Annotated in this window: 9 protein-coding genes and 3 pseudogenes; 3 read left to right on the top strand and 9 right to left on the bottom strand. The window is 58.6% G+C overall.

Features of this window, described 5'->3' with window-relative positions:
* Positions 1-181: 181 nt before the first annotated feature.
* The 3 genes from FBZ93_RS40080 to FBZ93_RS40070 are packed head-to-tail and all read left to right on the top strand — an operon-like array spanning position 182 to position 5,648.
* Entirely contained in the window at positions 182-2,743 is a 2,562-nt protein-coding gene (locus FBZ93_RS40080) for a 2-oxoglutarate dehydrogenase E1 component (protein ID WP_146993189.1), read from the top strand.
* On the top strand, positions 2,740-3,966 hold the full coding sequence (locus FBZ93_RS40075) for a CoA transferase (RefSeq protein ID WP_208764136.1): 1,227 nt from the start codon (positions 2,740-2,742) through the stop codon (positions 3,964-3,966). The genes FBZ93_RS40080 and FBZ93_RS40075 overlap by 4 nt, the downstream gene beginning before the upstream one ends.
* A 20-nt stretch (positions 3,967-3,986) precedes the next feature.
* Positions 3,987-5,648 (top strand): acyl-CoA dehydrogenase family protein, encoded by a 1,662-nt coding sequence (locus FBZ93_RS40070; RefSeq protein WP_146993188.1) that lies wholly within the window; start codon positions 3,987-3,989, stop codon positions 5,646-5,648.
* A gap of 406 nt (positions 5,649-6,054) precedes the next feature.
* Here the strand turns inward: FBZ93_RS40070 and FBZ93_RS40060 are convergent, their stop codons facing one another.
* From FBZ93_RS40060 to FBZ93_RS40015, 9 genes and pseudogenes are all read right to left on the bottom strand, one after another.
* Positions 6,055-7,143 (bottom strand): IS110 family transposase, encoded by a 1,089-nt coding sequence (locus tag FBZ93_RS40060; RefSeq protein WP_146993187.1) that lies wholly within the window; start codon positions 7,141-7,143, stop codon positions 6,055-6,057.
* A gap of 1,226 nt (positions 7,144-8,369) precedes the next feature.
* Positions 8,370-9,113 (bottom strand): annotated as a pseudogene (gene istB, locus FBZ93_RS40050) (IS21-like element helper ATPase IstB).
* 11 nt (positions 9,114-9,124) lie between these two features.
* A pseudogene (locus FBZ93_RS40045) lies at positions 9,125-9,526 on the bottom strand (IS21 family transposase); the annotation flags it as partial.
* Between the two features lie 36 nt (positions 9,527-9,562).
* Positions 9,563-9,790 (bottom strand): hypothetical protein, encoded by a 228-nt coding sequence (locus tag FBZ93_RS40040; protein WP_146993186.1) that lies wholly within the window; start codon positions 9,788-9,790, stop codon positions 9,563-9,565.
* Between the two features lie 680 nt (positions 9,791-10,470).
* Complete coding sequence (locus FBZ93_RS40035; RefSeq protein ID WP_146993190.1) at positions 10,471-10,947, bottom strand: Lrp/AsnC family transcriptional regulator; 477 nt, start codon at positions 10,945-10,947, stop codon at positions 10,471-10,473.
* Between the two features lie 666 nt (positions 10,948-11,613).
* A complete protein-coding gene (ehuA, locus tag FBZ93_RS40030) occupies positions 11,614-12,396 on the bottom strand; it encodes an ectoine/hydroxyectoine ABC transporter ATP-binding protein EhuA (RefSeq protein ID WP_146993185.1) in 783 nt (260 codons plus the stop codon).
* Positions 12,389-13,078 (bottom strand): ectoine/hydroxyectoine ABC transporter permease subunit EhuD, encoded by a 690-nt coding sequence (gene ehuD / locus FBZ93_RS40025; protein ID WP_146993184.1) that lies wholly within the window; start codon positions 13,076-13,078, stop codon positions 12,389-12,391. The genes ehuA and ehuD overlap by 8 nt, the downstream gene beginning before the upstream one ends.
* On the bottom strand, positions 13,075-13,809 hold the full coding sequence (locus tag FBZ93_RS40020) for an amino acid ABC transporter permease (protein WP_146993183.1): 735 nt from the start codon (positions 13,807-13,809) through the stop codon (positions 13,075-13,077). The genes ehuD and FBZ93_RS40020 overlap by 4 nt, the downstream gene beginning before the upstream one ends.
* Before the next feature lie 87 nt (positions 13,810-13,896).
* A pseudogene (locus tag FBZ93_RS40015) lies at positions 13,897-14,281 on the bottom strand (transporter substrate-binding domain-containing protein); the annotation flags it as partial.

Here is a 14,281-nt window from a genome sequence, read left to right as displayed (position 1 = left end):
CCGACGGCTGCGGTTTCGAGGAAGTATCGGATCTCAAGCAGGTCCAAGGCAATACCGAGCTCCAGCCAATCAACGTTCCAGTTATAGCTCTTATCGGAATTGGCGTATAGGTCGCAGCTGCTGTGCTCCATATCGTCGTGCGAACGCGAATTACAGCACTCAACGATTGCAGAGGCTTGCCATGCTACCATCGCCACTTTCGAGTATCAGCTATGAATATCTCGACGCGATGCAGCGTGCCTTTGATGCCGATCCGCGCTCGGTCGAAGCCGGCTGGCGCTTTCTGTTTGAAATCCTAGGAGATGCCCGCGGGTCCAACGATAGATTGCTGCAAGACACAAGGTGGCGTGATCGCGGTCATTTGTACGCGCAACTAGATCCGCTAGTCCCTCGCTCGGACATGGCTGAGCAACTGCAGAGACTGTACGCTGGCACTCTTGCGGCGGAATCAGCGCATATCGACAATGACGCGCGGCGGGCCTGGTTGCGCGCGATTGTGGAGACCGGCATTGGCCTGCCGACACCAGAAACCCCGCGCAAATTGCTCGCCGGACTCATCGCCGCGGAAGAGTTCGAGTCTTTTCTCGCCAAAAAGTTTCCTACCAAGAAGCGATTTGGCGCCGAAGGCGCTGAAGCAATCGTGCCGCTACTGCGCCGTGTCTTAACACGCGCTGCCGCCGAAGGGGTCACTCGTGCGATTATCGGTACGATGCATCGTGGCCGGTTATCGTTGGTGTACAACGTGCTAGGCCGCTCCTTTGCCCGGATGGTCGCTGAAGTGCGAGGCGCGCCCCCCTTTCCTGCCGACACACCTTGCCCAGGCGATGTTCCCTATCATCTTGGTTACGAGACGGCATTATCACTGGACGGTCGCACCATTTCCGTTAGCTTGCTTGCGAACCCCTCTCATCTGGAGGCTGTCGATCCGCTAGTTCTCGGCCGTGCACGTGCTGCGCAGGACATAGCAGGCGATCGCAGGACGATCCTGCCCATCATCATTCATACCGATGGTGCGGTAGTAGGTCAGGGAGTCGTCGCCGAATGCATTCAGCTGGGCGACCCAGCCGGCTACACTGTGGGCGGTACGATTCATCTGATCATAAATAATCAGATCGGTTTCACAACAGAACAACATGATGCACGTACATCACGCCATTGTACTGGGCCATGGAAAGCCGTGGACGCCGCGATCCTACACGTGAATGGCGACGACCCCGCTGCTGTCGCGAGGGCCGCAGACATTGCTGTGGCTTGGCGTCAAGCGCAAGGCTGCGACGCCGTCGTCGATCTCGTCTGCTACCGCCGCAATGGACATAACGAAATTGACGAACCGACCTTTACGCAACCTGCACTTTATGCGCGTATCACAGAGCATCCACCGATAGCCCAAGCGTTTGCTGATCAGTTGGTCGAGGCCGGAAGCGTAACGCAGGCTGACGTCGCAGCCTTGCGCGAGGCCGCGCGTGTGCGGCTGCAGTCAGGTTACGACGAATCCGCGGGATATTGCTGGAACGAAGGCAGTTTTTCGCCGCTTCCGGCTCCGCGTCGAAGCCACACGGGCGTTGCCGCCGATGCACTCGTGGCCTTAGCCAACGAGTTAGCAGAGCCACCGGAATTCATGACGGTGCACCCGCGTCTGAGCCGCGTATTGCGGCAAAGGGTGATCGATGGGACAGGTATCTCGTGGCCATCGGCTGAGAGCTTGGCCTTCGGCAGCCTGTTGCTTCAGGGGGTTCCAGTGCGGTTATCCGGGCAGGATGTGGTGCGTGGAGCCTTCTCGCAACGACATTTTTCGCTCGCCGATTTCAAGAGTGGCGCAAAGCATATCGGACTCGCTCACGTCTCCTCGGCACAAGCCACGTTCGAGGCTTTCAACAGCCCTTTGTCGGAATATGCAGTTCTCGGCTTCGAGTATGGTTACAGCCTAGAACGCAGTGATACATTGGTCGTCTGGGAAGCACAGTTCGGCGACTTCGCTAATGGAGCACAAATTATCATCGATCAGTTTATCACAGCCGGCGAAGCTAAATGGTACATCACGTCGCGCCTGGTGATGTTGCTCCCACATGGCCTCGAAGGCCAGGGGCCGGAGCATTCCTCAGCGCGTCTTGAGCGCTACCTTCAGCTTGCAGCCAACAACAACGTCCGAATCGTCAATCCGTCGACCCCCGCAAACTATTTTCATCTTCTACGAGAGCAGGGGTTGGGCTTGTACAATTGTCCATTGATCGTTATGGGCGCAAAGAAGCTACTGCGTCATCCCAGCGCGGTTTCGCCACTGCCGGATTTTCTGCCGGGCAGCACGTTTAGGCCTATTGTCAGCACCATTCCTGACGGCACCATCGATGCTGTCCTGATGTGCTCGGGTAAGATAGCATATGACTTAGAAGAAGAGCATTCAGCGCGCGGCGCATCCAACGTCGCAATTCTACGCCTCGAATGCCTTTACCCGCTGCCACTTGAGCAGATCCGCGGGCTACTCAAATGCTGGCCCGAGGCACGGCTCGCATGGGTTCAGGAAGAGCCGCAAAATATGGGCGCCTGGACCTGGCTTGACCGGCGGCTCGAAGCTGCCGCCAAAGATGCCGGCTGCATACAACCAACCTTCACTTATGTGGGCCGACCGGAATCCGCTTCGCCTGCGGGCAGCTTTCACGGCTATCACGACGACGATCAACGCGAGGTCGTTAAACGTGCCTTCTCGCTCAGCTTCGACGATGCAGGACAAAGCGAGGCAGCATGATCACTGGCATCTTGAATGGACTTCGCGTCATTGAAGTCTCCGCCTTCGTCGCCGCACCGTTAGGCGGCATGACACTCGCTCAGCTCGGCGCGGATGTCATCCGCATCGACCCAATCGGCGGCAACATCGACTATCGTCGCTGGCCGCTGGCACCTTGCGGCAGCAGCCTCTACTGGTCGAGCCTCAATCGTGGCAAGCGCTCTATTGCACTCGCCTTAGACAAGCCTAAGGGACAGGAGATCGCTCGTGCGCTCATTACCCAGCCTGGAGAGGATAATGGCATCTTGTTGACCAATCTGCCGGCCAGCGGCTGGATGAGTCACCAACAATTGTCGAAGCATCGCAGGGACTTGATTATGCTGCATCTGACCGGAAACTACGACGGCTCTGGTGCAGTCGATTACACTGTGAACTGCGCGTCTGGTTTTCCGATCGCCACGGGCGTGAACTCTGACCCAATCAATCACGTTCTTCCCGCGTGGGATATAGCTGCGGGGCTCTATCTTTCGACCGGTTTATTGGCCGCGGAGCGCGCCCGCCGGAGAGATGGTCAAGGACGGAAGCTCACGCTCGCGCTGTCGGATGTCATGCTTGCGACCGTTGGCAATCTTGGTTACCTAGCAGATGTGCAGGTGAATGGTACCGTTCGGCCGCCGTTAGGCAACGACCTGTATGGAGCGCTAGGTCGCGACTTTGCCACAAAGGATGGACGCCACGTTATGATCGTCGCCATCTCTAATCGACAGTGGCACGCGATCGGCAATGCAACGGGCCTCACCGATAAATTCGCCATGATCGGCCCGATGTTGGACGTCAATCTAAACTCGGAGGGCGGACGGTTCGAGGCCCGCGGCGCAATCTTCGCCCTATTGGAGAATTGGTGCGCGAAGCGAACGCTCGCGGAGATCCGTACCGCGTTCGACGACAACGGAGTATTGTGGGGGCCTTATCAGGATTTTGGGCAATTGTTCTCGGAAGACAATCGCTGCTCCGAGAAGAACCCAATGTTCGGATGGATCTATCAGCCCGGTGCCGGCAATATCCTCGCTCCAGGAAGCCCGCTCAACGTTGTCGGTAGCGAGCGCCTCCCGCTGCAGCCAGCGCCAATCCTGGGACAGGACACTGAGCGAGTGTTGGCCGACGTGCTTGGCATTTCCGCTTCTGAGATTGGCAAGCTCTACGATGCCGGCACCGTCGCAGGCCCTGAAAATCAAAAGAATTGAGACGACTCAGCGAGATAACTATGGCACTGCTCAAGGACCGCCTATCGCTTCTATCTCGTTGTTCTGCCTTGCTTAATGCCGCTGATCGTCTGCATGACTCTACCTTGAGCGCCGTGCGTCAGATGGTGGCCAATGACGGTCGGCCCGATGCCATGTTGCTCAAAGCGCATCAATACGCGGTACACGGCTTGTCGTGGCAAGCGACTTATATCGAAGTACTTCGCCAATCTCTTACGTGGGCGCACACGTTGCAGGCTGAAGATAAGCTCGGCGCTGCCGAAGCCAGCATCCTTCATCTTGGGTTTGCAGAATACGGCGCGCAACTAGCCGGTGGCATCGCTATGAGCCAGATGGAAATCATTCGGCCGACCGACATGGGTTTGGCGCACGACGACGTCGCCCGCTTTATATCTGGATCCGCACTCGTGGCATTGTCGGATCGTTCGGCACTCGAGATGGCACGCAGGACTCTCTTGGCCGAACTCACGGAAGGCCGGTTCGGCGAACTTGCGTTAAATGACGACTTGCTTGAAGCGACGCGAGAGCAGTTTTTTCGCTTCGCCGCGGCAGAAGTTGCACCTCACGCCGAGGAATGGCACGGTAATGACGAGCTAATTCCCCTAGCTTTGGTTCACAAGCTTGCTGACATGGGCGTGTTTGGCATGACCGTTCCAGAAGAGTTCGGCGGGCTCGGGCTCGGCAAACTCGCGATGTGCATCGTCTCAGAAGCGCTTAGTCGCGGTTATCTTGGCGTCGGTTCACTCGGCACGCGCTCGGAAATTGCCGCAGAGCTGATCCGCATTGGCGGCACCGACGCCCAAAAGGAAAAGTTTCTGCACAAAATCGCGACCGGTGAGATCCTCCCAACTGCTGTTTTCACCGAGCCCGATACCGGATCCGATCTTGGCAGCCTACGAACGCGCGCAATGCGCGACGGCGATATATACAGAGTGTTTGGCGCCAAGACCTGGATAACTCACGGCTCGCGCTCTGATCTGATGACGCTCCTAGTCCGAACTAGTTCTACTGCCGACGGCTATCGTGGTCTCTCCATGTTACTGGCGCCGAAGCCACGCGGAACGGAATCAAATCCGTTTCCCGTTAAGGGCTTGAGCGGCACCGAAATACCGGTACTTGGCTATCGTGGCATGAAGGAATACGAGATTTCATTCGATGGCTTCGAAGTGCCGGTAACCAACCTGCTCGGCGGTGTTGAAGGACAAGGATTCAAGCAACTGATGGAGACCTTCGAGAGTGCGCGCATCCAAACCGCCGCTCGGGCGCTTGGCGTAGCGCAGAACGCGCTCGAACTCGGTCTGCGATATGCACAAGAGCGTGCCCAGTTCGGCAAGCCGATCGTCGACTTCCCGCGCGTACACGCCAAGCTGGCCTTGATGGCCACGGAAACTATGATGGCTCGGCAACTCTCTTATTTCGCTGCCCGCCAGAAGGATGCCGGTCGCCGCTGCGATATTGAAGCTGGCATGGCGAAGCTACTCGCCGCTAGAGTTGCTTTCGCGAATGCGGACTGCGCTCTGCAGATCCACGGCGGCAATGGCTATGCTTTGGAATATCCGATCAGCCGCATCCTGTGCGACAGTCGGATCCTCTCGATCTTCGAGGGTGCAGCCGAGATCCAGGCGCAAGTGATCGCGCGGGGTCTGCTGTCCCGGGGCAATTGAGGTTTTATCCTGCAGGTTTAATCGGGCGTCTCGGTTGTTTGCTCTCGCCCATTGTCGCTTCCTCTCTCTGCTGTGACAAGGTCCTTGCATCGACGCCACGCAGCCTCGTCGAGCGTGAGAGTCCCGGTGCGCCGTGCAGGTTTCCGCGCTCATCGACGGCATCATTTCGCTGCAGCAAGGCAGCGCGCAAGCCGTCGCGGCGCATCTTTCCATCGGTTGGACGGAGCCACATCACAGGCATTCGCGCGTGGTCCAATCGCACCGCAAGGGGCGTGGCCACAAGCAAGATAACGTGCGTTCCGTCGTCGTGGATCTGCACCAGGTCTCGTCCGCTCGTCGCGGAGCTCCGTGTTCAAAACGTCGCGTTCATCAGCTCAATCGGTCTCCCAAATCCGGCCCTGCGACCTCACGCGAGGGTCGCGAGCAGCCTGCGTTCCTTGACGGCGGCGCGTGCGCTGACGTCCGCCTTGGCGGCGTCCGGATCGCCGCAGTAGAACGTGCCATCGACCCACATCGCGTGCATGATCACGGCGAGCTTGCGTGCCACCGCGACGGTTGCCTTGCGGTGCGAGGTGCGTTTGGCGAGCGCCAGACCCCAGCTCCTGACCTTGTCTTTCTTCTTGTAGCGGGTCAGAAGCGCGCTCGCCGCCTCATACAATGTGCGGCGCACATCGGCGTCGCCGGCCTTGCTGATCCGGCCCTGGATGTCGATCGAGGCGCCGGACTGCCAGCGTCGCGAGGTCAGGCCAAAATAGGCGGCAACGTCGCGCGAGCGCCTAAACCGGGAAGGATCGTCAATCGCGGTCATGAAGCTCAGCGCCGCGATCGGGCCGACGCCGGGAATCTGCATGAAGCGCCGGCACAACGCGTGGCCGGCGACCAGCTTCACCACCAGATTGTGCAGCCGGCAATACTCTTTCCAGAGCGCCGCGCGCGCGTTCAGCATGGCGTCGATCAGCTCGCTGACCAGCGCATCTTGTGCCACCGCGTCGCGCACCGCTTGCGCAAAACCGCCCCGCCCGACCCGGTTCAGGCGGATGCCAAACGCCTTCAGCGAGTGACGGATCGCGTTCTCGAGGTCCAAAAACTTGCGCTTCAGATTGCGCCGGTGGGTCAACAATAGCCGCAGCCGGTAGCAGGCTTCGCTCTTGATATGAGCCTTGCGGAACCAGCCGGTCCGCATGATGTGGGCGATACCGAGCGCGTCGGTTTTGTCGGTCTTGTTGCGCTGCGCGTTGAGCGCCGCGCGGACGTGCAGGGTCTCTAGACACACCGCCGGCAAGCCCAGTTTGAGCAGCTCAGGATGCAGCCAGGGCGACAGCGACCCCGCCTCATGGCCGAGCCGCCGCAGCCGGGCGAGATACGGTCTGAGCGCCGCCTTGATCGCCTCCGGATCGGTTACGGCGGTCGTCTGCAGCGCCACCGCGCCCTTGTCGTCGACCACGCAAATCGCGCTCTCGTCCATGCCGACATCCAGTCCACAGAACCATTCCATCGCACGCCTCCCGCGTTGCTGAGACGGCGCAGTGTGCGCATTTTTCAGCTGGCGAGCCACGTCAGCCGCGGCAAGTCCCGGCGCAGACCGATTACGGGCGGCATATCAACGATTGAGCAGTTGACCTTCTGAACAGGTATTATTTCGTAAAACGCGGGGCGAAGGCCGATAGGCGACATCCCGTTGCGCAAAAAGAAGGAAGCGCTCAACTTGTTTCATTGAGGCGCAATAAGGTACCCTCTCGCGAGTCCACTGCGCTCAGGCGTCGATTTCTATGCGGAAGAGCCTGAGTCAGTAGCATGCTGGGCTAGCCGCTGTAACCTGCATCCAAACATGGGCTCCCACCACCCGCTGATCACCGCAGACGTGAACAGTTTGCCAGTTTGCCAGTTAGCAACGACCGGCTGCTGCTCGGGTCGAAGGTTAAGGAGCAGTCTGGGCAAGCTCGGCTTCGGGGTAAGCGTGTAGGTGCCCCACGTAGCGGATGATGTTCGACGTCAGAGAATCTCCTGGTGATTTATTTGCCAGGGACTCATACATACCTCTGACACCAAGAATTTCTAAGTTATCATCGCCCCCCGAGCGGCTTGCCGCGGTGCGGATTTCGACGAAGTCGCCCGGGTGTACCGATTTGAAGTCGCCCGGAGCTTCCGAGACGATATCGCCCACGTTTGCGATTTGATCTCGCCCGGGGGCGAGGCGTTCTGGCCGGTCAGTTCTGTGGCATTGGCGAAGCCGCGCGGTCAATCTGGAATCGCGGCTTGAGGCTCTGCTTTCTTCTATTGCGGTTGCTGTGGGCATGCGCGCAACGCCGTGGCGTTGTCCAAGCGCAGCGGCATGTCCACGGCGTCACAGGCTCAGGGCTTTCGGGCAGATGGCCGGGTTCGGCGCAGGCACTCGCCTTCGAGGTCGAGCCGATGGGTGTTGTGGACGAGGCGATCGAGGAAGGCGTCGGCGTAGGGGCTTGCGGATTCCGACGAAGTCGCCCGGGTGTACCGATTTGAAGTCGCCCGGAGATTCCGAGACGATGTCGCCCACCTTTGCGATTTGATCTCGCCCGGGGGCGAGGCGTTCTGGCCGGTCAGTTCTGTGGCATTGGCGAAGCCGCGCGGTCAATCTGGAATCGCGGCTTGAGCCTCTGCTTTCTTCTGTTGCGGTTGCTGTGGGCATGTGGGCAACGCCGTGGCGTTGTCCAAGCGCAGCGGCATGCCCACAGCGTCACGGGCTCAGAGCTTTCGGGCGGATGGCCGGGTTCGGCGCAGGCTCTCGCCTTCGAGGTCGAGCCGATGGGCGTTGTGGACGAGGCGATCGAGGACGGCGTCGGCGTAGGTGGGATCGCCGATCAGCGCGTGCCATTGGTCGACCGGGAGCTGGCTGGTGACGAGGGTTGAACGGCGGCCGTAACGGTCCTCGAGGATCTCCAGGAGGTCGTGGCGGGCGCCGGCATCGAGCGGGGCGAGGCCCCAATCGTCGAGGATGAGCAGATCGACGCGGCCGAGGGGCGCGCAGCAGGCGCGGATGGCGGCCGTCGCCGCGGGCGAGCGCCAGGTCGTCGAACAGGCGCGGGACACGCTGGTAGAGGACGGAGCGATTGTCGCGGCAGGCCTTGTGGCCGAGCGCCGAAGCGAGCCAGCTCTTGCCGACGCCGGCCGGACCGCAGATCAGCAGGTTGGTGTGGTCGTCGATCCAGCGGCCCTCGACGAGGCTGGCGAACAGCGCGCGGTCGAGCCGCGCGGGGTGCGGTAGTCGACGTCCTCGACGCACGCCCGCTGGCGCAGCTTGGCGAGGCGCAGGCGGGTTGCGAGCCGCTTGTCATGGCGCAGCGAGGCTTCGCGTTCGAGCAGCAGCGCGAGCCATTCGGCGTGACCGAGGCTATTGGCCTCGCCAGTGGCCTCGATGTCGACGAAGGCCTTGGCCATGCCGTGCAGGCCGAGCGCATTGAGCCTGTCGAAGGTTGGATGGGTGAGCAAGGGATCATCTCCTAATTGTAGTAGCGCGGTCCGCGGATGTTGGCATGCAGGATCGGCGTATCGTCCGCGGAGCGCTGGGGAGCAGGACGCCGATCGAGGTTGTTGGCGAGGATCGACTTGACCGAGCCGTAGGTGCGCGCGCCGATGTCGATTGCCCGGGCGGCCGCGGCGTCGAGGCGCTCACGCCCGTAGGACGCGGCGAGCCGCAGAATGCCGAGGCAGGCGCGGAACCCCTGCTCGGGGTGTGAGCGCTCGTCGAGAATGAGGTCGCACAACGCGCTGGTCGCCGGGCCGATCGCGGCGGCGTCCTGGCGGATGCGCGCGATGGTCCAACCGGCGTAGCGACGGTGGCTCGAGGCCATGTGCTCCGGCACGGTGGTGTGCTTGTGATTGCCGCTCATGCGCCGAGAAGCATCGGCTCACAAACTCAGCAGCCGATAGCCGATCGCTCACCCACTCCGCCAGACGGGGTCTCTTTGCCGCTTACTGTTCACGATCGCCGTGAGCTCCACGATCCGCGCGTCGGCCGTCTGGGTGACCGCGGCAAGATCGGCGTTGGCCGCGGTTAGTGTTGCAATCTCGGAGGCGATGCGGCTGTGCTCGGCCTCGATCGCCGCCCGCTCTGTCGCCAAGGCGAGGATCAGCGCATGGGCTTCGACCCTTGCAGAGCTTCCCAACGATGCGCCCCGTTGAACGGATCAACGCCGCCATCCCGCACCAGGGCCATCAGCGACACAGGTCCGTCGCGGAAGTCAACCGGCGTGCTGGCAACATTAACTTCAACGTCCGACGGGATCATGCCCTGCGAACCGCGCTGGCGAGATGATCAGGCTCGACAGCGCTTCCGGCGCACAATACCACCTATTTCCACCAAGGCGCGGCTCACCGTCGCAACGCGCTCGAACGTCATCGGCCGATCGGCGTCTCCCGCCCCGCTCCCTGTCGAAGTCCTCGCTGCCAGCGCTCGGCGCCGCCAACCAACACACGCAATCGCCGAAAACATTGGCTCCCGGAACAAGCGTCTCCTCCGGCGCCGAGCCCGAAGAGGTCGCGCCTCCAGATGCTCGATCACCTGACAATTTCCGTCATCAGGCATAGGGCTACTTATAGAAATTGCCATCATCAGATCTCTCCGGCATTCATCAATGCCGAAGACTCTCAGATATCAATCAACCGCGCTATGTGTGGTCACCTTGGCGCTTACAGATGACCGAACCTTCGGCCGCATTGGTCCCCGATAGTAGCTTGTCGCTTCGAAGGCAGCCACTAAGGCGAATGTGTGGTCCGGCATCTCGGTGCGTATCGCCGAATCCTGCAGATGGATAGCGGCACGCAGTCATCTTGTCGCCTAAAGATATTACCAGCGAGCCATTGATGCCATTGGCAAAGTGAATCCCGCTTTGACGCGGTCTAAAACGACCATGGTCTCAAAGCGCTCGATGTCAGGATTGTCTCGTACAAGACTACGAGTAAATTTCTCATAGTCTTCCATATCATTTGCTGTGATAAGTAGGACGAAGTCCGCCGGGCCAGTAACGTAGAAACCGCTCATCACCTCAGGCATCCTACAGATTGCCCGCTTGAAACGATCAACAATGTCGGCCCGAGTCCGCTCGAACGTAATCAGCATCAACATGGTCACGTTTCGTCCAATGGCCTTCGGTGAAACGATCGAAACATCTGCTTCGATCACGCCCTCTGAACGTAGGCGCTTTAGTCGACGCTGCACTCCGGATGCGGACAGCCCTACTTTCGCACCGAGTTCCTCGCTGCTCATCCGGTTATTGCGTTGCACGAGATCCAAGAGGCGCGCATCGATTCTATCAGGTTCCATGCGTTGGTTTGGTTCAATCGGCTGCGTTGCAAAGGGATAAGGTGTGATACCGGTAACTCGACCTGTCATGTCCGAGCTCCTCCCTGATATGACTGCAAACGTTCAACCGTTCCTAGCACGACGGCGCCTACCGACTGTGTGTCATAGAGCATCTGACCAGGGCCAGCCTGCGAGCAGATTTCATGATTCTGGCATTGCACGTGTTAGTCTCCAAAGCACATGCTCTTAGGTCAGATCATCCAGTCATCTGGTTATTCTTCTCCAACTAACGAGCTCTATCCGAGCGAGACGCCTCGATACGCACATTTCGCCACTTCGATCTTTGCTCATTACCGCTCGTCCTCTCATTTGCTTGGCGGCACTCATTGCTGGTCCGACAACTCTCCCCTGTGGTCCATGCTTCTCTTTATGATCGTATTACTGTAACGCGAAGAAGCTAAGCTTAGAGCAATTGCAGCAGGGATCATTCTGCGTGGATGCATTTTTGGAGCGCTCGTTGATCGCGAGCCTGGTAAACACGCCCGCCATCTTAGCCCTGGACGACGCGCCAACGCTGTCTTCTATCGTTCGCACACGAATGAGGTCCAAGTCCTTCCCTCCCTATGTTTCTCCATGCTGTCGAATTGCTTGCTCCTTCGGAGTCGGCTGTTGCTATCCACCCACGGACTAGGCTTGAAGCACGGCCCGAAGGAACGAGCGCGTGCGGTCGTTCCGCGGATTGTCCAACACTTGGTTTGGGCTTCCTTCCTCAATTATCCTACCCCGCTCGAGGAATACCACTCGATTACCGATCTCTCTGGCCACATCCATCTGATGTGTAACCATCAAAATAGTGAACTTGTGCTCGCTTGCGAGGCTGCGGATCACATTGAGGACTTCGCTAACGGTCTCCGGATCGAGTGCTGAAGTAACCTCATCAAAAAGCAGAATCTCTGGCCGCATCGCTAGGCATCGTGCAATAGCAACACGCTGCTGCTGCCCCCCCGAAAGCTGTATCGGATAGCAGTCTTCTTTTTCAGCCAGACCCACACTCAACAGCAATTTGCGAGCGCGTTCGTTTGCCTCTGCTCGAGATATTTTGAGCACGCGCACAGGCGCTTCTGCGACATTCCTCAACACAGTCATGTGAGGGAATAGGTTGAAGCTTTGAAATACCATACCGATCTTTCGACGAATAGCATTTAACTCTCGAGGAGGTGGCATCGAGGCTCCATCGCCAGTGTCGCGCCAAAGGTGACCGTCGCCGACCAGCACATTTCCTTTTTGTATAGACTCCAGGGTCATCAAGACTCGAAGGATAGTCGATTTCCCTGAACCGCTCGGTCCTATGAGAACTACGTGCTCGTGCTGGCGAATTGTCAGATCAAGATTCTTCAGCACATGGAGCCCGCCATAGGACTTACAGACCGAACGGAATGAAATGAAGGGATTCGCTTCGATATCAGCCATTGAAGCGCTCCTTTCCGAGCCAAGCACGGCCATAAGCAGCCTCGATGGACCGAACAGCAACGGCCGCAACGAGGCTCGTTATCAAGAAGATAACTCCTACGATTGTGATCGGCTCAAGGTACTGAAACCGCTCCTGCCCGATATCCTTCGCTACATACATCAACTCTACCGTACCTATCGCAGACAAAAGCGGCGTCTCCTTAATCATGTAGACGATGAATCCTCCGGCCGGCGCGATGATCCGCGGAACAACTTGAGGTAAGATGATCCAACGATAGAAAGCGAATCGAGGAAAGCCGAGTGCAGTGGACACATCCCACTGCCCGCTTGGAACGGCATCCAATCCCGATCGATAGACTTCGGACAGATAACAACCGTAATGGAGCGTCATCGCCAGGATGCCGGTCGTTAGCGGACTGAGGACAATGCCAACGTTGGGCAGCGCGAAGTAGATAAAATAGACCTGCACCAAAAGCGGGGTGCTTCGGATAAACTCTATAAAAAACCCCGTGGCGCGTGCGACGGCCGGCACTTTCGCCCGCCGAAGTAGGCACAACGGGAGTCCGAGGAGCATCGCGAGAATGAATGCGGCAAGGGCCATGCAAACGGTCAATCCCGTTGCTGCCGCCAAGATTGGCAAAATTTCCGCTGCAAGCGCAAAATCGAACCATCCGCTGTTCATGATTGCATCACCCGGCGTTGCAGTAGCGACCGGATCGATAAGCGCCGACGTTCTGCACGAACCAACTCGTGCGGAGAACGCCATCTCGTGAGATACACTTCAACCTCTCGCGCAATGAGCGTAAGTGCCTGGGCAAGGACGAAATAGATGACCAGGATCAAGCCAAACACGAGCGTTCCCTGATAAGTGCGGGTAACAATCGAATAACCAACAGACGTAACCTCAGGGATGGTCACTAGAGACGCAACGGACGTACCTTTAAGAAGAAAGACAATCTCGTTGTTGAAGAGCGGCAGCATCGCCGCCAGAGCCTGCGGCAGCAAGACATACCGGTAGCGCTGATAGGCGTTCATACTCAGTGCTTGTGCCGCCTCGTGTTGGCTGCGAGGGATAGCCAACACTGTGCTTCGCACATATTCGGAGCAAAAAGCCGAATGTACCAGCACGAGTGAGAGTACAGCGACCGTCCAAGCCGATAAGCTCACTCCAAGAAACGGCAACGCATAATACATCCAAAACATTACCACCAGTGACGAAACACCACGAAAGAACTCAACGTACGCAGTTGCGACAGCGCGGAGCGTAACCGATCGTGATAGACGCGCACATCCGACAATGATCGAGCAGATTACGATTAAGAAGAATGTTGCAAAGAACAGCTTCAACGTATTGAGAACACCACCTAGCATCAGGGGAGCCCATTCTGCGTAGAAATCAATCACCTTGGACATAGTGCTAATCCGAAGAAGCTCAAGAACAACGGAGGCTCTTGCGAGCCAACCGTTGTCCGGTTGGCGCGGGATAATAGCGCTGCGGTCTCAACTGCGACACAGATCCGCGGATTTTACATCGTCAGCGGGCATTTCCTTCTCCCCCATGTGATATTTCCGGAGAATGTCGAGGTATCCTGGCTGCTTCTTGAACTCGGCCAAGCCCTTATTGAAGGACGCCGTGAGATCACTGTCGTCAAGGCGGAACACGAAAGCGCTTAAATTGACCGCTGGCTTGCCGCCGACCACAGGAATCTTAAAGGGGTCTGCCAGCTCGAGCTCACCTCCCGCTTCGGCGGCAAGCGCTCCAAGCGCGGATACTCGGTCCACAATAATGCCTTGCACGCGCCCCGCCTTCAAGGCAGCCAACTCAGCAGTGATGTTAGGAAGGGATACGAGCTGCCCAGAAGGTATTCCAACTGCCTGCGCGGTC

The organism is Bradyrhizobium macuxiense (genome assembly GCF_007993935.1).
GTDB lineage: Bacteria > Pseudomonadota > Alphaproteobacteria > Rhizobiales > Xanthobacteraceae > Bradyrhizobium > Bradyrhizobium macuxiense_A.
This window is presented reverse-complemented; position numbering and strand designations above follow the sequence as displayed.